Here is a 20049-nt window from a genome sequence, read left to right on the forward strand (position 1 = left end):
GTGCGATATCTCTGCTTAGCTCATGACAAACCACCATCAAACCGTATTCGCGTAAGCACAGAGACCAAAGTGGCGTGAATAACAATAATACTTAAATTGATTGGTACTAAGTATGACCCAATTTTTCGCAGCAGCTGGAATTAAAAACCCACACCTTCAAACGCTTTTGCCGCGCTTTATTCGTAAAAAAGCGTTGTTTACCCCTGTGTGGCAAACTCTTGATACCCCTGATGACGATTTTCTAGACTTAGCGTGGTCAGAACAACAAGACACCGATATTGCCCGTAATAAACCCATTTTTGTTCTGTTCCATGGCCTTGAAGGATGCTTTTATAGCCCTTACGCCAACGGCTTAATGAATGCCTTTGCCAAGTCGGGGTGGTTATCGGTGATGATGCACTTTCGTGGCTGCAGCGGTAAGCCAAACAAAAAAGCCCGCGCCTATCACTCCGGTGAAGTGACGGATGCTCGTTTCTTTCTTGAACAACTCAATCAGCAGTTCCCTAACAACCCTAAAGTTGCGGTCGGCATTTCGCTCGGTGGTAACATGTTGGCGAACTACTTGGCTCAGTACAAAGACGACCCCATCTTAAGTGCTGCGACAATCGTTTCTGCCCCGCTGGATTTGTCCGCATGTGCAAACCGAATAGAGCAAGGTTTTTCCAAGGTCTACAAACGCTATTTACTCTCTTCACTTAAACGTAATGCGCTGCAAAAGCACGATTTGATACAAGGAGAGCTTGCACTGTCTTACCGCTCGATCAAACGTGTTACTCGTCTGTATGAGTTCGATGATCTTGTCACCGCACCTCTGCACGGATTCAAAGATGCACAAGACTACTACGATCAATGTTCAGGTTTGAGCAAACTGCAACAGATCAGCCTACCAACACTGATCATCCACGCTAAAGATGATCCGTTTATGACCGAAGCCGTGATTCCGAAGTTTGTTTTACCGGACAACATTGATTACCGCCTTTATGAAAATGGTGGCCATGTCGGCTTTCTCACAGGTACTGCGCTCAAGCCAAAGTTTTGGTTAGAGGAAGCTCTGCCAGCTTATTACGAAAGTATCGCCGCTGAGTACCTTTCTACTGTATCCAAACAACAAACACAGTAAACTATTCACAAGTGTCAACCAAGGCAGGTAGCACACCATCATCATAAACGTTTGAGGTATTTATGATCATTCCATGGCAAGACATTGCGCCAGAAACATTAGAAAACTTGATCCGAGAATTTGTGCTGCGTGAAGGGACAGATTACGGTGCGGTAGAAGTGTCACTACAAGATAAAATCGACCAAGTTAGAACTCAGTTAGAGAAAGGGGATGCAACGATTGTCTTCTCCGAGCTCCATGAAACGGTTGATATTCAACTCAAAGCAAAATAATAAGGCCCTCACATTTTACCGTATCCCACTCGATGACACGGGCTTGTTACGTGCTATAGTGGGTTATCGACCGTGCAGCATCCACGTGTTGCACTTTACAGGTAAGTAATTTTCGACAAGGTTTGTCATGTCAGCTAAACACCCAATCATCGCGGTTACTGGCTCCTCCGGAGCTGGCACCACCACGACCTCAGAAGCCTTCCGTAAGATGTTCAATATGATGAACGTTAAACCTGCATGGGTTGAAGGAGATAGCTTCCACCGCTTTACTCGCCCGGAGATGGATGTCGAGATCCGTAAGGCTCGCGAGCAAGGTAGACACATCAGCTACTTTGGTCCGCAAGCAAATGACTTCCCAGGGTTAGAAGAATTCTTCCGAAAGTATGGTGAAGAAGGGACCGGCAGCGTGCGTCGCTATCTGCATACCTTCGATGAGGCCGTCCCCTACAATCAAATGCCAGGCACCTTCACACCATGGCAAGACTTACCAGAAGACAGCAACGTACTGTTCTATGAAGGTTTACACGGTGGTGTTGTCGATGGTGACGTCAACGTGGCTCGCCATGTGGACTTTCTGATTGGCATGGTACCCATTGTGAACCTGGAATGGATTCAAAAGTTCGTTCGCGACACTCGCGACAGAGGCCACTCCCGAGAGGCGGTAATGGATTCGATCGTGCGCTCGATGGACGATTACCTCAACTACATTACCCCGCAATTCTCGCGGACTCATATCAACTTTCAGCGTGTGCCAACCGTCGATACTTCCAACCCACTTAACGCCAAAGGCATCCCAAGTTTGGATGAAAGCTTCGTCGTTATCCGCCTACGTGGCATCAAGAATGTCGACTTTCCATACCTCCTGGCTATGATTGATGGCTCATTCATGTCTCGTCATAACACCATTGTGGTGCCGGGCGGTAAGATGAGTTTTGCTATGGAGCTCATCGTCAGACCAATCTTACAGCAGTTGATCGAAACTGGGAAAATTGGCTAAAAGCCCTTTCAATAAGGTGTTTACTTTTCATACCGTGATCATGTGCACAGTTTTGCTTACAAAATCTCAATCATGGCACGATTAAAATCAAGAAATCGTTTCCGAAAAAGGATACTATTTCTAACCGAAACACAAGAGAGCTTGCAGCATATAAAAAGTGCTCTTATTCTAGTAAGCCAATTCAGGCTTAGCTAAAATATGGATAGCGCAAGCGTACCCTGCAGAGGAAGTGAGATATTATGGTTCTAGGTAAACCTCAAACCGACCCAACATTAGAGTGGTTTCTTTCACACTGTCATATTCATAAGTACCCATCAAAAAGCACGCTAATTCACGCGGGCGAAAAAGCAGAGACTTTGTACTACATCGTTAAAGGTTCTGTTGCGGTTCTTATCAAAGACGAAGAAGGTAAGGAAATGATCCTTTCTTACCTAAACCAAGGCGACTTCATTGGTGAGCTTGGTCTATTCGAAGAAGACCAAGAGCGTACAGCTTGGGTTCGCGCTAAATCTCCTTGTGAAGTGGCAGAGATTTCTTTCAAGAAATTCCGTCAACTTATCCAAGTTAACCCAGACATCCTAATGCGCCTTTCTGCGCAAATGGCTCGTCGTCTACAAGTTACTAGCCAAAAAGTGGGTGACCTAGCGTTCCTAGACGTAACTGGTCGTATCGCTCAGACTCTTCTGAACCTTGCTAAACAGCCAGATGCGATGACGCACCCAGACGGCATGCAAATCAAGATCACTCGTCAAGAAATCGGTCAAATCGTTGGCTGTTCTCGTGAGACAGTAGGTCGTATCTTGAAGATGCTAGAAGAGCAGAACCTAATTTCTGCGCACGGTAAAACTATCGTTGTTTACGGAACTCGTTAATCTCGATTAACGTTTAAAAAATTTAAAAGCCACCAAATGAAAGTTTGGTGGCTTTTTCTTTTGTGGGAATCGGGAACGGAAAACAAAGAATCGAGAGTCGGGATCGCTGCGTTCCGAGAGCGGACTTCGTCCTTAGAGATACAGCCCTCTCAGATTCCGAGAGTTAAAACCTCCCCCAGCAAAGCGTTCCCGCCCCCATAGGTCATAGCCCGTTCTCGTATCTATTAACCGTTGGTGCTTTCGAAAATCTTATCTGCTGATGCCGCTACAAATCCTGGGTACAACTCACCGTTATCCATTGAGTAGCGCTTAGCAAACTCGTAGAAGCCCCCTGGAATCACCTCAACGCCTTCAGTAAAGGTCACTGGCACTTTGTCTGCCATGGTCGATGATTGCTCTAGTAGCACCTCTGGCGTGCCTTTTACTTCGCCGCCATTTTCATTGATGGTGAAGCCTGCTGTACGTAGATGGTCGTTTACTTGCTTTACTTCTTGATGCTGGTTGAGCTGATTCACACTCACTGTGAAGTGGTTAGCTCCGTAACCGTGCGCAGCAAGCCACGAAGCGTACTCACTCTCTTTCGCCAAGGTTTGGAAATCAGCATAGCTGAGATCCCATAAACGACCGCCGTACAAGAAGTCGCTGTTTGTCAGTTTAGAAGCATCAACCTGCTCTACCAGTTTATGAACGATGGCTTGTAGCTCTGCTGAGCACTCATCCACTTTCAATTCACTGATGAAGACTTTTGGCTGCTTCGGATCTGGGTGCTCAAAATGTTTTGCCACCAGCTTTTTGCTTTCAAATACGTAATCACCACAGGCTTTATAACCCACTGCCAAGAATGGCTTCGCCAGCGTTTCAATGCCTAGGGGAGCGACATTAAACGTACGTAACGCAATATGGTCATTAATCAGAGGCTCATCTTCTTGAAGAAGTTGATGAACTTTAGCAGCAGAAGGACAAAGACGTTGAATGTAGTCTTGCCATAGCGATTCAAATAACACATCGGGCGTCATAACGACTCCTTGTTATGAAATGTAGAGTTAGGGGTAAGAGGAAGTTGACCACTCGTTCACAGCCCTAAAGCTGTCCAGAATCACGAACGAGCAGTCATCAACCTGTGACGGTATGTGCGGCATAAGTGCCAGTCAGTCAACACGCTCTGGAGAGTCTTGAGCTCGCCTTTGGCGTTTGCCAGCGCGCTTACCGAAATCCTAACTTGGTAAATAGCTCTGGCAGAGAGAAGCAGCGATACTTTGTCACCGCTTCGTATTTCTCTATTACAGGCTTACACCCGGGCTCAATGTTTCAGGCAAGACCGTCTCTTGCCCTTCCATTGATGCCATTGGGTACGCACAGTAGTCTGCTGCGTAGTAAGCACTTGGACGTAGGTTACCCGACGCACCCGGCCCACCAAATGGCGCATCACCACTTGCGCCCGTCAACTGACGGTTGCGGTTCACGATGCCGGCACGAATGTGGTCAACGAAGTATTCCCACTCTTGGTCGTCGGTTGAAACCAGACCTGCCGATAGACCAAAGCGCGTATCGTTCGCCAGTTCTACCGCTTTCTCTAGCCCTTGGTAGCGTACAACTTGCAGAAGTGGACCGAAGTACTCTTCATCTGGCAACTCAGCAATGTTCGTCACATCGATGATGCCTGGAGAAACAAACGCCGCTTCGCCAGCTTTTGCTTCGATCAAACTTTCACCACCAAGTACTTGCAAGTTCGCTTGCGCATCGAGAATGAACTTGGCTGCCGCAACCGAAATTTGCGGTCCCATAAATGGTGCAGGCTCTGCAAATGGTTGGTCTACGCGAATATTGCGCGTCGCTTCCACCAGCTTAGTAATGACTGCATCACCCTTGTCGCCAAATGGAATGTACAGACGACGAGCACAGGTACAACGTTGTCCTGCACTGATGAAGGCAGATTGGATGATGGTGTAAACCGTTGCGTCTAGGTCGCCGTAGTTATCCGAGATAACCATCGGGTTGTTGCCACCCATTTCAAGCGCCAGCATCTTGCCCGGCTGACCAGCAAATTGACGATGCAGAACATGACCTGTGTTCGCACTACCGGTGAACAGTACGCCATCAATGCCTTTCGCATCAGCGAGCGCAATACCGGTTTCTTTCGCACCTTGGACTAGGTTAATTACGCCTTTCGGCAGACCCACTTCTTCCCACAACTTCATGGCTAACTCACCCGTCCATGGCGTTTGCTCAGACGGTTTGAAGACCACGGTGTTACCTGCCAGTAGTGCTGGCACGATGTGACCATTTGGTAAGTGACCCGGGAAGTTGTAAGGACCGAAGACCGCCATTACACCCAATGGGCGATGACGCAATACAATTTGGTTGCCTGCTGCTTCACGCGTCGCTTCACCAGTACGGTCGTGGTAAGCACGAATAGAGATCGCGATTTTACCCGCCATCGCTGCCGCTTCAGTGCGTGTTTCCCAAATCGGCTTGCCGGTTTCTTTGGCAATCACTTCAGCGATTTTTTCGCTGTTCTCTTTTACTTTTTCAGCAAAAGCCAACACGATCGCTTCACGTTCTGCAAATGGGCGCTTCTTCCAATCGACGAATGCTTCACGCGCAGCAGACACCGCTTGGTTAACCTGCTCAGCTGTCGCGCCGTTACCTTGCCAGACCACTTCTTGGTTGTACGGCGACAGAGACGTAAACGCTTCACCCTGACCTTGTACCCATTCACCTGCAATCCAATGTGTCATTGTTTCTATCCTTAAATTCTGTCGTCAGTTACTGCGGAAGAAGGCGAACAAAGTCCCCTTCCTCAACCAAGAGTGCATCCGCCAATTCTGGTGCGAGCACTACGCTTTGCGTTTCCGCGTCATACGCCGCTTTCGCTGCCGCAGCGCGGAAGTTCTCGAATGACGCGTTACACATCAAGAAGTCTTTTGTGCTGGTGTGCTCCGAGATTTTGACTTGCGCGCGGAATGAGTGGCGTACCGATTCGATATTGCGTAGGTCACACTCCACCGTTGGACCACCATCGAAAATGTCAACGTAGCCACGGTTGGTAAAGCCTTCACGCTCAAGCAGCTTCAATGCTGGACGCGTGTTATCGTGCACTTGGCCAATCACGGCTTGTGCTTCAGGGCTCAACAGGTTGATGTAGATTGGCAACTTCGGCATCAAGTCAGCGATAAAGCCTTTCTTGCCAATACCCGTTAGGTAATCCGCCAGAGTGAAATCGATAGAGAAGAAATGCTCTTGAAGCCACTGCCAGAATGGTGAGTTACCGTTCTCATCTGACACGCCACGCATTTCAGCAAAGATGGTTTCCGAGAAACGCTCTGGGTGCTCTGCCATCATTAAGAAACGACACTTGGACATAAGACGCCCATTCAAGCCACCACGGAATTTCTCACGTAGGAACAAGGTGCAGATTTCGCTGTTACCCGTGTAGTTATTACCAAACGTTAGCAGCTTAACCACGTTATTTACGCCAAGCTTTGGTGACGAGTGCACCACTTTACTGATGTGGTAAGAATAAAAAGGCACATCCCAGCCGATTGAAGCTTCAATACCTGTGGTACCTGCCACTTCACCAGTATCAGATTCAAAGCCCACCATTAGGTAGCCTTCATCACCAGCTTCGTTCACGTCAGGTTTGCCAAAACTGTATTCTGAGTGTTTGATTCGATTGGTTAACAGTTCTTCGTTAACCGGTAGAGATGTAAATCCATGACCTGACTCAACCGCACAGGTGTGCAGCGCGTCATAATCCGACATTGCGATAGGGCGAACTACTAGCATCAATACTCCCTCCAGATGCAAGAAGATCCTAACTATATTGTAGGAACAATGCCCCCATCAGAGATCCTTGATGGGGGTTTCTAGGTTGACGATAAGCGGCAATCGCGCTTAAACCAGCGTTGCGATCGCTTTATCCAGCTTCGCCAAACCTTCTTCGATTTCTTGTTGTGTGATAACGAGTGATGGTGTGAAACGTACGACATTGGCACCCGCAACCAATACCATGAGACCTTGTTTACCTGCAGCAACCAGTACGTCACGCGCACGACCTTGCCACTCTTCATTCAGTGCTGCACCAAGCAGTAGACCTTTACCGCGCACTTCAGAGAAGATGTTGTACTTCGCGTTGATCTTATCCAGACCTTCACGGAACATCGCTTCACGCTCTAGTACACCAGCTAAAACTTCTGGCTTGGTGACTTCATTAACGACCGCTTCAGCAACCGCACACGCTAGTGGGTTACCACCGTAAGTTGAACCGTGAGTGCCCACTTTCATGTGCTCAGCCAGTTTTGCCGTCGTTAGCATTGCACCGATAGGGAAACCACCACCCAGTGATTTCGCTGTGCTTAGAATGTCTGGCGTGATACCTAGACCTTGGTATGCATAGAAGTGACCAGTACGACCGTTGCCGGTTTGAACTTCATCAAAGATCAGCAGTGCATTGTGTTTGTCACACAGCTCGCGAACCGCTTGAGCGAACTCAGGTGTTGGTGGAATGATGCCGCCCTCACCTTGTAGAGGCTCCATCATTACCGCACAAGTGCGATCCGACATGTGTGCTTGTAACGCTTCGATATCATTGTAAGGAAGATGTGTCACATCGCCTGGCTTAGGACCGAAACCATCTGAGTAAGCCGCTTGACCGCCCACCGTTACAGTGAAGAAAGTACGACCATGGAAACCTTGTTTGAATGCAATGATTTCCGACTTCTCAGTGCCATGAACGTCTGCCGCGTAACGACGAGCCAGTTTTAGTGCCGCTTCGTTTGCTTCTGCGCCAGAGTTAGCAAAGAACACACGCTCAGCAAAACTGACTTCTGTTAGCTTCTTCGCCAGTCGCAGTGCTGGCTCGTTAGTCATAACATTACTTAGGTGCCAAAGCTTGTTACCTTGCTCAGTCAATGCGTTCACCATGACTGGGTGACAATGACCAAGACAGCTCACCGCAATACCACCAGCAAAGTCGATGTATTCATTTCCGTCCTGATCCCAAATGCGTGAACCTTCACCTTTTACAGGGATCATTTCCATCGGGTTATAGCAAGGTACCATTACCTCATCGAATAAACCGCGCTCTACTTTGTTTTCCGTTGTCATTGCACATTCCTTCTTGATACCGCATGCCTAGCAGATAAGCGAATTTAACCGGCACTCTTTGCCAGCAAATAATGTTTTGCATTTAAGCTATTACGGCATTGTATTTACATTTGATTAACCATTTCAATAGTGATTTATTCTTTTCGCATACCTGCGCAACACCTAATACTCACTATCTATGATTATTTATGCATCAAGAAACGTAAATAGAGAAGCGATTTTTTATAAAAACCATGCATGACAAGGTTCGGAAAGAAATAAAAAAAATGAATAGGCCTCACCAAATTGGTAGAACGCATAGTTTTGCATTCCCATTCCAAGGCGAAAAATATGAATAATTTGTTAAGAAAAGTGATCGTGATCAGATCATTTCGCGCGCTAGAAAGTTCGCAAGTAGCTCGTGACCTTGTTCTGTCTTAATCGATTCAGGGTGAAACTGTACCGCGTCGATTGGTAGGGTTTTATGCTGATAACCCATGATTTCATCCATGGTTCCATCAGGCAGTTCAGTCCAAGCAGTCAATTCAAACACATCAGGCAAGGTGTCGTTTTTCACCACGAGAGAGTGGTAGCGGGTTACCGTCAGTGGGTTATTGAGGTTTTTAAACACACTGCGGCCGTTGTGACGAATCGGTGATGTCTTACCATGCATCACTTGTCGTGCTCGAACCACCTTGCCACCGAACACCTGAGCAATGGCCTGATGGCCAAGACAAACACCTAAGATAGGCAACTTACCAGCAAAATGTTCAATGGCTTGTAGAGAGATACCGGCTTCGTTGGGAGTACATGGTCCAGGAGAAATCACCAAATGGGTTGGGCTGAGTGCCTCGATGCCTTGGATGTCAATTTCATCGTTACGTACCACCTTTACGTCTGCACCAAGTTCGCAAAAGTATTGGTAAAGGTTGTAGGTAAAAGAATCGTAGTTATCGATGATCAACAACATAAAAGGTCGGTTGCTCCAATCCGTTTTGGCAATGCTTAAGTGGTGAATCGCCACGTTCGTGACAATCAAGGGCGGTATTTTGCTATACCAAGCAAGAAAGGCAAGTTTTTGCTGAATAAAAAGGCCAGCATAGGCTGGCCTTTGGTCTTTACAGCTATTTAAGGACGGTTTGTCAGGAAATAAATTCGCTTAGCGACGACGGCGGAATAAACCTAGACCTAGCATCGCTAGTAACGCGCCAAAGCCAAACGAACCGCCATCAGAGTCATCTGACGGAGTAGTATTCGACTTCTCTACGGTTACATCACGCTGTGAGCTGAACTTCACGGTGTTACCCGTAGAGTCTGTCACCTTCTCCTCTAGTACGTATTGGCCTTCTGCCGGCGCTTTGTCAAACTCCACGCTCACGCTACGGGCATCAATATCGACTTGTGTCAGCGTTGCATTTGCTTCATAACCGTCAGTATCAGACGTTGATGACGCTGCTTGAGTCGCTTTCGTTAGACTTACTGTCACGATATCACCCACAACCGCGTTTGGTGGCAAACGTACGTCAACGGCTAGGTTATCACCTGAGCTTGGTAGATCGATGTCTGTATCTGGGAAATCAATCGCAATGATCACTGGATCGTGGTCAGACGCCGAGAATGCATCTTTATACTTCGGCATGTCACCGGTGTACTTGCTACTGTATTCAAACAAGTTACTTTCTAACGAGTTAATGTGCCAATCTTCAATCGCCACCACTTTCTGCGCCAAGCTGTTGCTTGCCAGTGCGTGGTCTAGGTTACCTAGCTCACCAGAGTAAGTGTATGAGAAAGTATCTGCACCATGCAGCACGGTGTTCAGGTTATGGTAACCGTAGCCTTTTTCAATTTTGGTTTTCTCTACCTGAAGTTCTCCACCGCCAATCGTTGTGTAACCTGCAGTGTAAATATCGCGGCCGTATTTCTCTTTTGAGTAATCAGTTAGCGTTAGTAGAGGATCTTCTTTGCCGTAAGCGTTTAGATCGCCCATGACGAGAACATCACCTTTAATGTCTTTCAACGCATTACCAACCACATTGGCAGCAGACACACGGAAGTTATTACAGTTCCCCTGAAGATCCGCAGGCTCTGAATCTTCTACACCCGCAATCCATTCTTCAATACATTCAGAGCCTTTCGATTTGAAGTGGTTAACGACAACAGATAAATCTTCACCTGTCTCTTTTACCGTGAAAGTTTGTAGCAAGCTATGACGCTGGTATTTGTCATAAGCAGGGTTGCCTTCCGCACCGTCATTACGCGTAATGGTGTTTTCTTCAATGTGCTGCTCTGGTGTCACAATCACTTTCGCCGCTTCTTTTGGTGTCACAGCATTGGCACGATATAGGATCGCCACCATGATCGCATCACTACCAAAGTATTCGTCTTGGTATTTATCTTGATCCGCGATTTCAACATAAGTGTAATGATCTTCGGTGTTTTCGATTTCAGCATTCAGTGCGTCAACCAAATTCTTCACAGCACTGCTGTCACCAAAGCCGTTATTCTCAACTTCCATCAAACCAATGATGTCAGCGTCCATCTTGTTCATCGCCGCAACAATTTTCGCTTGCTGGATCAGGAACTCGTCTAGGTTAGTCGCACCACGGTTTTGTCCGGTTGGGTTTTCATGACCACTGTCAGCCACTGACGTGAAGTAGTTCAGTACGTTGAAGCTTGCAATACGCAAGTCTGAATCGGTAATTGCAGGTGCGTCTTTACGAGCAACATCAAAGCCTTCATCGGAAGTCACAAAGTTAGTGTTATCAACTTCATTAGTCGCAATCAAACGGTACTCGTTGTAGCTGTACGCTACGACGCCTTGCAAACCTTCTACTCGCGAGCCAAGGCGAATATGCTGCTCAGAAGAACCGTCTTGGTCTGCATCTTTCGCAAAATCTGGGTAGTAAGGAATTTGACCGCTTGGCGCTTTACCATCAGACTCGATGTAAATACGGTTTGCTGCGTTGTCTTTTGCTAGCTCAACGGCTGCATCACTTTCTGCCGCATGCAATTGAGTTGGCTTAAACAGTGGGGCTTCATGCGAAAGCATCATGTTATTGCGACGCGAATCGTAGTCGTAAGAGAAGTTACGAGTCACGAACAAGTCGCTTGCTGATTTCAGCTCAACTTGCATACCTTCATGACGCTCTAGCGCATCACGTAGCGTCTCACCTTCTTTGATAATAAGGTCGGTAACAAGATCAATATCTGAAGTACCTGTCTTCACGTAGCTATTGGCATCAGAAGCAAGTCGAGTATTGCTGTAGTACTCTTGAACCTTACCCTTCACGCAAACCACATCGCCTGCTTTTAGGTTGGTATCAGCAGCATCAGTATGAATGAACAAGCCTTCAGAGGTCTTATCGTTGTTGTCATTCTCTAATGCTTGTAGGTAGAAGCCTTTGGTCAAGCCTGTTGTTACTGCAGTTACGACACCAGTAACAAAGTGGTCTTCTTCGGTAATGTACGGGTAACCATCAATAAATGGAGACGTAGCACCTTCACCTTGGATATCTTGAATAGTGGTAAAGCTCGGTTGTTGACCGTTAACTTCACACGCAAATGGTGCTGGTGGCTCAGTCGAATTTAACTCACCAAGGCCCTCAATGTTATCTTTCTCAAACGCCGTCCATTGTGATGCATCATAGGTGGCTGAAGGGGTTAGCGCATCACTGTTACGAACTAATGTGGTGTCTTTACCAAAGTCAACATCACCCATTACACCGATGATGTCATGCACTTCACCATCTTTAAGCAATGCGAGCGGATCATCACCATTGAAGTTAGCTACGCTTTTATCAGTGATATCGGCAACGGCTTTAATTGCATCACTCGCGTCACCATGAGCCAGTACATAAACTTGGTTGGCTTGTAGTGTTACTTGGCTAAGGTCAATTTTGCTACCCCAAGCGCCATCACCATTTGATGATTTCGCCAGCTCGTAACCTGTTAGCGTTACTGCTGCATCACCCGTATTCGCGATCTCCACCGCTTTGTTGTATGAGCCACCTTCTACATACTGAGAGATAATAATTTCTGCGTTAGCGTTGGCACTAAGCGCGCTGGCAATTGTTAGTGCAAGTAAAGAGGGTTTGATTAACGTATCCATTGTCGTACCTGATATTTATTTAAATGCAAACTAAGCCCTAAGCAGAGCCCACCATTTGTGCCTACTATCAGGTTTATTTATGAAATAAATAAGAAATACCAGCAAAAGCCGTGAAATAAGTCACAAGTGGATATCAGAAATTATGCCAGGGCAATCCATTTAAACAGTTTTTGTAACAAATACAGTAACTAAAGAGATAAAGATCAAAAACTAGAGTTATTACTCAGTTTTTATTCTGCCAATGTGTTAATTGAATAGTTAAAATTAATAGCCCATAACTATCGCTAAAACCAAATATAATAAAATGCTAATTTAGCCAAATCAAAAACCACTATTTTTAATTTCAATCCCATTTTTTAAAAGTAAATAAATGGGCCTTTTGCTAATTAATAAAAAGACATAAAAAAAGCTCCACCAATGGTAGAGCTCTTAAATTCTGATTTTGCTTTAGCTAATCACTATGGGCGAGCGACAAAACCTACTGCTTCGTACGCTTTCTTCAGCGTTTCAGCTGCACGTGCTGATGCTTTCTCAGCGCCTTGCTTCATGACTTCATTCATGTAAGCGCGGTCAGCACGGATGCGATGGTATTCAGCCTGAATTGGCTCAAGCATAGTCACCAACGCTTCACCAACGTCTTTCTTGAATGGACCGTACATTTCAACGCCTTGGTATTTCGCTTCAATCTCTTCAAAGCTCATGCCTGTCGCCGCAGAGTAAAGACCCATTAGGTTCGAAATACCCGCTTTGCTTTCCCAATCGTGAGCGATACGTGGTGGCGTTTCTGTGTCTGTTTGCGCTTTGTTGATCTTCTTAATGATCGACTTAGGCTCTTCCAGCAGCGTGATAACGTTCTTACGGTTGTCATCTGACTTAGACATCTTCTTGGTAGCGTCTTGAAGGCTCATTACACGCGCGTTTACCGTTGGAATGTAAGGCTCTGGTACTTGGAAGATTGGCTGCTCTGGCGAGTAGATGTTGTTAAAGCGGTTCGCAATATCACGCGCTAGCTCTAGGTGTTGTTTCTGATCGCTACCTACTGGTACTTGGTGCGCGCCGTAAAGCAGAATGTCAGCCGCCATCAACACTGGGTAGTCAAACAAACCAACGTTTACATCACCAAACTGGCTTGAACTGTCGTTTGAGTAACGTGCAGATTTGTCTTTAAACTGAGTCATACGGCCCAGTTCACCCATTTGAGTGTAACAGTTAAGAAGCCAACCAAGTTGAGCATGCTCTGGTACGTGTGACTGAACAAATAGCGTGCTCTTCTTCGGGTCAACACCAACTGCCAGACAGATCGCCAGTGCGTCTAGCGTCGCTTCATGCAGCGCTTTAGGGTCCTGACGAACCGTAATCGCGTGAAGGTCAACTACACAGTATTGGCAATCATAATCGTCTTGCATCTGCTGCCATTGACGTAGAGCACCCAAGTAGTTACCGATACTTAGTTCACCTGAAGGTTGAACACCACTCAATACGATGGGTTTGCTCATTAGAATGATTCCTTTGACTTCTTAATCTAATTTAAATGAAAAAAACCGTGCTGTTATGGGCGCACGGTTTACTCAGTGTACTCATTAACGAGTATTTTGGAAGCTCTTTTGTCGCCGTTATGCTGAAACCGCTACGACATCCAATAATTCTGCCAAACTGTCAGCGACGAAATCTGGATTTGAAGCTGAAATAGGCTCGCCATGGTTGTAACCATAAGTCAGGCCAAATGAGGCACAACCTGCATTCTTAGCTGCGAGAATGTCGTTTTTCGAGTCGCCGACCATCAGCATTTCACTAGGTTGGATTTGGTGTTTTTCCATCAGCCAGTTCAGTGCGACTGGGTTTGGTTTTTTCTCTGGGAATGCATCACCGCCAAGGACATCAACGAAGTATTTTGCGATATCGTGCTTTTCCAAAACGTCAGGCACAAACTTTGAAGGTTTGTTGGTCACCAATGCCATAACAAAACCCGCTTTGTGTAGCTCTGCTAGTGTCTCTTTTACCGTTGGGTAAAGGTGGCTTAGCTTGTGACCGCTTTGCTCGTAGTAATCATCAAACAGCACACGCGCTTTTGCACGAAGCTCTTCGCTCAATTCTGGGTTGATGGTCAGGCTTTGGCTCAGTGAACGACCGATCAACACGTCTGCGCCGTTACCAACGTAATCACGAACTTGCTCTTCTGAAACCGATGGAAAGCCAAGCGCTTGCACTGCTTGGTCAGCCGCTACCGCGAGATCTGGCACGCTATCAAGCAAGGTACCATCAAGATCGAAGGCGATGAATTTAATCTCTTGTTGAGTCATAACTTCCCTGAAGATTTTTTATTTATGAATCGGTGAAAACAACAAAGGATGGCATCCCATCCTTTGTCTTTATCATTGTGTCTGACTTTACACTAACTATTTGTTTAGCCGTTACTTTGCAGCAATACGCTGACGAACCGCTTCAAACAAACAAATGCCAGATGCCACAGAGACGTTCAGGCTTGAAACGCTACCTGCCATTGGGATCTTAATCAAATCATCACAGGTTTCGCGAGTCAGACGACGCATGCCGTCCCCTTCCGCTCCCATTACGATAGCAAGAGGACCAGTCAGTTTTGCTTGGTAGATATCGTGCGTTGCTTCGCCCGCAGTACCCACAAACCAGATGCCTTGCTCTTGCAGTGTACGCATAGTACGAGCCAAGTTAGTCACTCGGATCAATGGCACAACTTCTGCTGCGCCACAAGCTACTTTGCTTACTGTTGCGTTCATTGGTGCAGAACGATCTTTCGGTACGATGATCGCCGCAGCGCCTGCTGCATCTGCGTTACGAAGACAAGCACCTAAGTTGTGTGGATCCGTCACGCCATCTAGTACCAACAGCAGTGGTGATTCATGCTGTGCTAGGATGCCATCAATGTCGTTTTCATTGAGTTGTTTTGCCGCTTTAACACGCGCAATAATACCTTGGTGGTTAGCACCGTTCGCTTTGTCGTCTAGGGTTTTTCGTGTCATTTGTTGAATCGAAACGCCACACACCTGAAGATCGTTCAGGATCGGCATTAAGCGATCGTCTTGACGCCCTTTTAGTACATATGCTTCGATAAAACGCTCTGGTTCGCGTTCCAATACCGCCTTCACTGCGTGAATGCCGTAAATAAATTCGTTACTCATTGTTTAACCTGTTGTTCTGGTCGTATTGCCTGCGCCAATCTACCCTTTTAATCCAGACTAGATTGGCGATTCAGCCTACTCTGCGTCGCTCTTGGTACGCTTAGTCTTCTTCGGCTTACTGTGTGGCTTTTTCTTACGTGCTTTCTTCACTTTCGGCTTTTTAGCGCCTTCAGTGTCGCTGCGTTTTGCTCCATTTTTGCGAGGTTTTTCTGCTTCTACAGGTTCTGGTCGCTTGGTTGGTTCAATCGCAGGTGTTGCACGAGTGCCACCTTTGGTTGCCGCACGTTTTTTCTCTTTTGCTTTGCGTTTGGCATCTGCTGCGCGTTTCTTCGCAGTCTTACCTTTGCCGCGTAGCTTACGGCTTGTTTCGATTAATTCAAAGTCAATTTGCTTGTCATTTAAGTTAACCGCAAGCACTTTCACTTTCACCGCATCGCCTAGGCGATAGATGTTACCGAAGCTTTCACCGATAAGTCTTTGACCAATCGGATCAAATTGGTAGTAGTCGTTCGCGAGCGTTGAAATGTGTACCAACCCATCAATATGTAGTTCAGTCAGACGAACAAAGAAACCAAAGCTGGTCACGTTGGCAATAACACCATCAAGCTCGTCGCCAACGTGGTCTTGCATGTATTCACACTTCAACCAATCAGCTACTTCACGGGTTGCATCGTCTGCACGGCGCTCTGTCATCGAACATTGCTCACCGTAGAAGTCCATGTCGTCAAACGAGTAGTGGTAACCACCAGTTGGCGTCCAACGATCTTGGTTGCGACCTTCTTCCTTCGCGATCAGATATTTGATTGCGCGGTGTAGTAGCAAGTCTGGGTAACGACGAATTGGCGACGTGAAGTGCGCGTAACGTTTCAGAGCCAAACCAAAGTGACCCGCGTTATCTGCGTTGTATACCGCCTGCTTCATTGAGCGCAGCAGCATAGTTTGAATCAGCTCTTTGTCCTGACGTTCTGCGATTTGTTTTACTAAATCTGCATAGTCAGTTGGTGATGGCTCTAGGCCACCTTTCAAATCCAAGCCTAGCTCGCTTAGGAAATCACGGAAGCCTTGCAAACGCAGTTCACCCGGAGATTCGTGAACACGGTACAAGGCTGGCTCTTTCGCTTTCTCGACGTAAGACGCTGAAGCGATGTTGGCTAGGATCATACATTCTTCGATGATCTTATGTGCGTCGTTACGAATCACTGGCTCAATGCTTTCAATCTTACGATCCGCGTTGAAGATGAACTTAGCTTCAACGGTTTCAAATTCAATCGCACCACGGTTATCACGCGCTTCTTTAAGTACTTTGTACATCGCGTGCAGCTCTTCAAGGTGAGGAACGACGGCGTGATAACGCAAGCGTAGCTCTTCATCCCCTTCTAGAATTGCGCCTACTTTGTTGTAAGTCAGACGAGCGTGCGAATTCATCACCGCTTCATAATGCTTGTGGCCTGATAGCTTACCGGTGTCAGAGATGGTCATCTCACACACCATACACAAGCGATCAACTTGCGGGTTAAGCGAACATAAGCCGTTTGACAGCACTTCAGGTAGCATTGGCACAACTTGAGATGGGAAGTACACCGAGTTACCACGGTTGATGGCTTCTTTATCCAGCGCAGAGTCTGTACGTACGTAGTAACTTACGTCAGCAATCGCGACCCATAGGCGCCAACCACCGCTCTTTTTCTTCTCACAGTAAACGGCATCATCGAAGTCACGAGCGTCTTCGCCATCAATGGTTACTAGCGGCAAGTCACGCAGATCGACACGACCTTCTTTTGCTTCTTCTGGAACTTCTTCGCCCAGATTTTCGATCTGTTTATCGACGGCTGCAGGCCAATCGTGTGGAATTTGGTGGGTACGGATTGCAATTTGTGTTTCCATGCCCGGCGCCATGTTTTCACCAAGGACTTCAACCACTTTACCCATCATGCCACGTGAGCGAGAGCCACGGTCGGTGATCTCAATCACAACCACATTACCCATACGGGCACCCGCTTTGTGCTCATTTGGGATCAGGATGTCTTGGCTGATGCGCGAGTCATCAGGGACAACGTATGAGTAACCGTATTCAAGGAAGAAACGACCCACGATCTGCGTGTTGCGCTCTTCTAAAACGCGCACAAGACGCCCTTCACGACGACCACGTTTACTGTTGTCGGTTGGTTGCACCAATACGTAGTCACCATGGATGATGTGTTTCATCTGGTGATGTGGCAGCACAATGTCATTATCCTTGCCAACACTGCCTTCTGGGCGAACCCAACCATGACCATCTTTGTGGCCAATTACGTAACCTTTCACCATCTCTAGCTTTTCTGGCAACGCGTAGCACTGACGGCGCGTAAACACGAGCTGACCATCACGCTCCATTGCACGCAATCGACGGCGCAAACCTTCGTACTGCTCTTCACCTTCAAGTTTCAGCGCTTCGAACAAATCATTGCGATTCATCGGCACGCCCGCTTCTTCTAGAAACTCAAGAATAAACTCTCGGCTTGGGATTGGATTTTCGTAATTTTTGGATTCACGATCTGCGAAAGGATCGTTGGGAATGTTGTCTGACATAGGCACGCCTATCTAGCAAGGAAGGTATAGAGCTAGTATATCCGAGTCTCTCGATAAGCTACAGAAATTGCTTTAAAAAAGAGTCTTAGTAAGAGGATTTTAAAGGCGTAAACAACACTATGGACGAGCAAGTAAGATTAGCAGTTCCGAATTATCACTCAATAGTTCTTCAATCGTGCAGCCATCCAATTCCGCAAGAAAAGCCATTTTCGCTTTGGCGAGCTTTTCTTTTAGGCGGCATGCTGGCGTGATGTGACAAAATTCCACGGAGCAATTCACCAAATCTAACGGCTCTAAATCGCGCACGACTCCCCCCACGGTAATCTCTTCTGGAGCCTTCAATAAACGAATACCGCCATTTTTCCCGCGAACGGTGTGCACATAGCCAAGCTGACCAAGGCGATTGATCACCTTCACCATATGGTTCCGTGATACACCAAATAAATCAGTCACTTCAGTAATATTTGTCAGCTCATCTTTAGGCAGTGAAGCCAAGTAAATCAGGGTTCTTAGCGCGTAATCGGTAAAGCTGGTTAACTGCATATTGCTATCCTCTCTAGTAGCAAAAGTGTAAATCTTTTCTTGATCGAAAGATACATTTGAGATACAACTTTAAACATGCATTATAAATACAACTTTAAATAGGAAGCCATTATGCTCAGCAACCAAACCATTGATATCGTAAAAGCAACCGCACCACTGCTTGCAGAAACTGGTCCAAAGTTAACCGCACACTTTTATGATCGTATGTTCACCCATAACCCTGAGTTGAAAGACATTTTCAACATGAGCAATCAGCGTAACGGTGACCAACGTGAAGCTCTATTTAATGCAATCTGTGCTTACGCAGCCAACATCGATAACCTACCAGCACTGCTTGGTGCAGTAGAGAAGATCGCCCACAAGCACACCAGCTTTATGATCACTAAAGATCAGTACCAAATCGTTGGTACACACCTACTGGCGACTATCGATGAGTTGTTCTCTCCGGGTCAGGAAGTGATTGACGCATGGGCAGAAGCTTACGGCGTACTTGCAAACGTGTTCATTCAACGTGAAGAGCAAATCTACCAAGAGAATGCTGCACTTCAAGGTGGTTGGCGTGGGCTGCGTGAATTTGAGTTGGTGGGCAAGCAGCTTGAAAGTGAAAACATCTGTAGCTTTGTTTTCAAACCAACCGATGGTGAAGTGGTTTCTGAGTACAAACCGGGTCAATACCTAGGTATCTACATCAACAGCGATAAGTTCGAAAACCAAGAGATTCGCCAATACAGCCTATCCTCTGCGGTTCAAGAAAATACTTACCGTATCTCGGTAAAACGCGAACAAGGCGGTAAAGTATCGAACTTCCTTCACGATGAGTTGAATATCGGCGATAAGGTACAACTTGCTGCACCTGCGGGTGATTTCTTTATGGATGTGGACGCGGCTACACCAGTTGTTTTGGTGTCAGCGGGCGTTGGTCTAACTCCGACTCTATCGATGCTTGAGAGCCTTTCTGAGCACCAAGCGCCAGTAACATGGGTGCATGCAGCAGAAAACGGCCAACAGCACGCATTCAAACAGCACGTAAACCAAATCGTGAATGCAAAAGAAAACATGAACTCGTTGGTTTGGTACAACCAACCAACAGCAGAAGATAAGATTGGTGAAGACTTCCAATTCACGGGTTTCGTCAACTTAAATGAAATTGAAGCTGCTCTTAAGCAAGACAACGTACAAGTCTACTTCTGTGGCCCGGTTGGCTTTATGCAGCACGTCGCGAAACAACTGCTTGAGCTTGGCGTAGCGCAAGAGCAGTTCCATTACGAGTGCTTCGGTCCACACAAAGTCGTTTAATCGCTCACGATTACTCGTCGGGAAAAACAATAA

The 20049-nt window shown here is 46.7% G+C and carries 16 protein-coding genes; 5 read left to right on the plus strand and 11 right to left on the minus strand.

Features of this window, described 5'->3' with window-relative positions; translation table 11 throughout:
- Window positions 1-112 precede the first annotated feature (112 nt).
- The 4 genes from ACTS60_RS01805 (at window position 113) to crp (ending at window position 3261) form a co-directional block, all read left to right on the plus strand.
- Complete coding sequence (locus ACTS60_RS01805) at window positions 113-1120, plus strand: hydrolase (RefSeq protein WP_440886901.1); 1008 nt, start codon at window positions 113-115, stop codon at window positions 1118-1120.
- A gap of 62 nt (window positions 1121-1182) precedes the next feature.
- Window positions 1183-1392, plus strand: a complete 210-nt coding sequence (locus ACTS60_RS01810) for a YheU family protein (RefSeq protein ID WP_440886902.1) — start codon at window positions 1183-1185, stop codon at window positions 1390-1392.
- 127 nt (window positions 1393-1519) lie between these two features.
- The gene (locus ACTS60_RS01815) at window positions 1520-2389 is read left to right on the plus strand and encodes a phosphoribulokinase (RefSeq protein ID WP_010443971.1); all 870 of its coding nucleotides are present in this window, start codon (window positions 1520-1522) and stop codon (window positions 2387-2389) included.
- A 239-nt stretch (window positions 2390-2628) separates the two neighbouring features.
- Window positions 2629-3261, plus strand: a complete 633-nt coding sequence (crp, locus tag ACTS60_RS01820; RefSeq protein ID WP_005381432.1) for a cAMP-activated global transcriptional regulator CRP — start codon at window positions 2629-2631, stop codon at window positions 3259-3261.
- A gap of 224 nt (window positions 3262-3485) precedes the next feature.
- Here the strand turns inward: crp and ACTS60_RS01825 are convergent, their stop codons facing one another.
- From ACTS60_RS01825 to nsrR, 11 genes are all read right to left on the minus strand, one after another.
- Window positions 3486-4277: a DUF1338 domain-containing protein gene (locus ACTS60_RS01825; protein ID WP_440886903.1), complete on the minus strand. Its 792-nt coding sequence runs from the start codon at window positions 4275-4277 to the stop codon at window positions 3486-3488.
- 264 nt (window positions 4278-4541) lie between these two features.
- Complete coding sequence (gene astD / locus ACTS60_RS01830; protein ID WP_440886904.1) at window positions 4542-5999, minus strand: succinylglutamate-semialdehyde dehydrogenase; 1458 nt, start codon at window positions 5997-5999, stop codon at window positions 4542-4544.
- 28 nt (window positions 6000-6027) lie between these two features.
- Entirely contained in the window at window positions 6028-7047 is a 1020-nt protein-coding gene (gene astA / locus ACTS60_RS01835; protein WP_440886905.1) for an arginine N-succinyltransferase, read from the minus strand.
- A 108-nt stretch (window positions 7048-7155) separates the two neighbouring features.
- Window positions 7156-8367 (minus strand): aspartate aminotransferase family protein, encoded by a 1212-nt coding sequence (locus tag ACTS60_RS01840; RefSeq protein ID WP_440886906.1) that lies wholly within the window; start codon window positions 8365-8367, stop codon window positions 7156-7158.
- 361 nt (window positions 8368-8728) lie between these two features.
- Complete coding sequence (locus ACTS60_RS01845; RefSeq protein WP_440886919.1) at window positions 8729-9316, minus strand: aminodeoxychorismate/anthranilate synthase component II; 588 nt, start codon at window positions 9314-9316, stop codon at window positions 8729-8731.
- A gap of 189 nt (window positions 9317-9505) precedes the next feature.
- Window positions 9506-12454, minus strand: a complete 2949-nt coding sequence (locus ACTS60_RS01850; protein ID WP_440886907.1) for an ExeM/NucH family extracellular endonuclease — start codon at window positions 12452-12454, stop codon at window positions 9506-9508.
- Between the two features lie 458 nt (window positions 12455-12912).
- Window positions 12913-13950 carry a tryptophan--tRNA ligase gene (trpS, locus tag ACTS60_RS01855; protein WP_010443985.1) on the minus strand — a complete coding sequence of 346 codons (1038 nt, stop codon included), beginning with the start codon at window positions 13948-13950 and terminating at the stop codon, window positions 12913-12915.
- 117 nt (window positions 13951-14067) lie between these two features.
- Window positions 14068-14754, minus strand: a complete 687-nt coding sequence (locus tag ACTS60_RS01860; RefSeq protein ID WP_440886908.1) for a phosphoglycolate phosphatase — start codon at window positions 14752-14754, stop codon at window positions 14068-14070.
- Between the two features lie 111 nt (window positions 14755-14865).
- Window positions 14866-15609, minus strand: a complete 744-nt coding sequence (gene rlmB, locus ACTS60_RS01865) for a 23S rRNA (guanosine(2251)-2'-O)-methyltransferase RlmB (protein ID WP_005432756.1) — start codon at window positions 15607-15609, stop codon at window positions 14866-14868.
- 75 nt (window positions 15610-15684) lie between these two features.
- Window positions 15685-18177 carry a ribonuclease R gene (gene rnr, locus ACTS60_RS01870; protein ID WP_440886909.1) on the minus strand — a complete coding sequence of 831 codons (2493 nt, stop codon included), beginning with the start codon at window positions 18175-18177 and terminating at the stop codon, window positions 15685-15687.
- Window positions 18178-18294: 117 nt separating this feature from the next.
- Complete coding sequence (gene nsrR, locus ACTS60_RS01875) at window positions 18295-18720, minus strand: nitric oxide-sensing transcriptional repressor NsrR (protein WP_010443993.1); 426 nt, start codon at window positions 18718-18720, stop codon at window positions 18295-18297.
- Window positions 18721-18831: 111 nt separating this feature from the next.
- Between nsrR and hmpA the strand changes: the two genes are divergently transcribed.
- Entirely contained in the window at window positions 18832-20016 is a 1185-nt protein-coding gene (hmpA, locus tag ACTS60_RS01880; RefSeq protein ID WP_038884078.1) for an NO-inducible flavohemoprotein, read from the plus strand.
- Window positions 20017-20049 lie beyond the last annotated feature (33 nt).

The organism is Vibrio sp. WZ-1, from assembly GCF_052037695.1.
Lineage (GTDB): Bacteria > Pseudomonadota > Gammaproteobacteria > Enterobacterales > Vibrionaceae > Vibrio.

Bases quoted from the DNA above. Each gene is read 5' to 3' on its own strand.
- ACTS60_RS01805 (WP_440886901.1), top strand. From the start codon at position 113: ATGACCCAATTTTTCGCAGCAGCTGGAATTAAAAACCCACACCTTCAA.
- ACTS60_RS01810 (WP_440886902.1), top strand. From the start codon at position 1,183: ATGATCATTCCATGGCAAGACATTGCGCCAGAAACATTAGAAAACTTG.
- ACTS60_RS01815 (WP_010443971.1), top strand. From the start codon at position 1,520: ATGTCAGCTAAACACCCAATCATCGCGGTTACTGGCTCCTCCGGAGCT.
- crp (WP_005381432.1), top strand. From the start codon at position 2,629: ATGGTTCTAGGTAAACCTCAAACCGACCCAACATTAGAGTGGTTTCTT.
- ACTS60_RS01825 (WP_440886903.1), bottom strand. From the start codon at position 4,277: ATGACGCCCGATGTGTTATTTGAATCGCTATGGCAAGACTACATTCAA.
- astD (WP_440886904.1), bottom strand. From the start codon at position 5,999: ATGACACATTGGATTGCAGGTGAATGGGTACAAGGTCAGGGTGAAGCG.
- astA (WP_440886905.1), bottom strand. From the start codon at position 7,047: ATGCTAGTAGTTCGCCCTATCGCAATGTCGGATTATGACGCGCTGCAC.
- ACTS60_RS01840 (WP_440886906.1), bottom strand. From the start codon at position 8,367: ATGACAACGGAAAACAAAGTAGAGCGCGGTTTATTCGATGAGGTAATG.
- ACTS60_RS01845 (WP_440886919.1), bottom strand. From the start codon at position 9,316: ATGTTGTTGATCATCGATAACTACGATTCTTTTACCTACAACCTTTAC.
- ACTS60_RS01850 (WP_440886907.1), bottom strand. From the start codon at position 12,454: ATGGATACGTTAATCAAACCCTCTTTACTTGCACTAACAATTGCCAGC.
- trpS (WP_010443985.1), bottom strand. From the start codon at position 13,950: ATGAGCAAACCCATCGTATTGAGTGGTGTTCAACCTTCAGGTGAACTA.
- ACTS60_RS01860 (WP_440886908.1), bottom strand. From the start codon at position 14,754: ATGACTCAACAAGAGATTAAATTCATCGCCTTCGATCTTGATGGTACC.
- rlmB (WP_005432756.1), bottom strand. From the start codon at position 15,609: ATGAGTAACGAATTTATTTACGGCATTCACGCAGTGAAGGCGGTATTG.
- rnr (WP_440886909.1), bottom strand. From the start codon at position 18,177: ATGTCAGACAACATTCCCAACGATCCTTTCGCAGATCGTGAATCCAAA.
- nsrR (WP_010443993.1), bottom strand. From the start codon at position 18,720: ATGCAGTTAACCAGCTTTACCGATTACGCGCTAAGAACCCTGATTTAC.
- hmpA (WP_038884078.1), top strand. From the start codon at position 18,832: ATGCTCAGCAACCAAACCATTGATATCGTAAAAGCAACCGCACCACTG.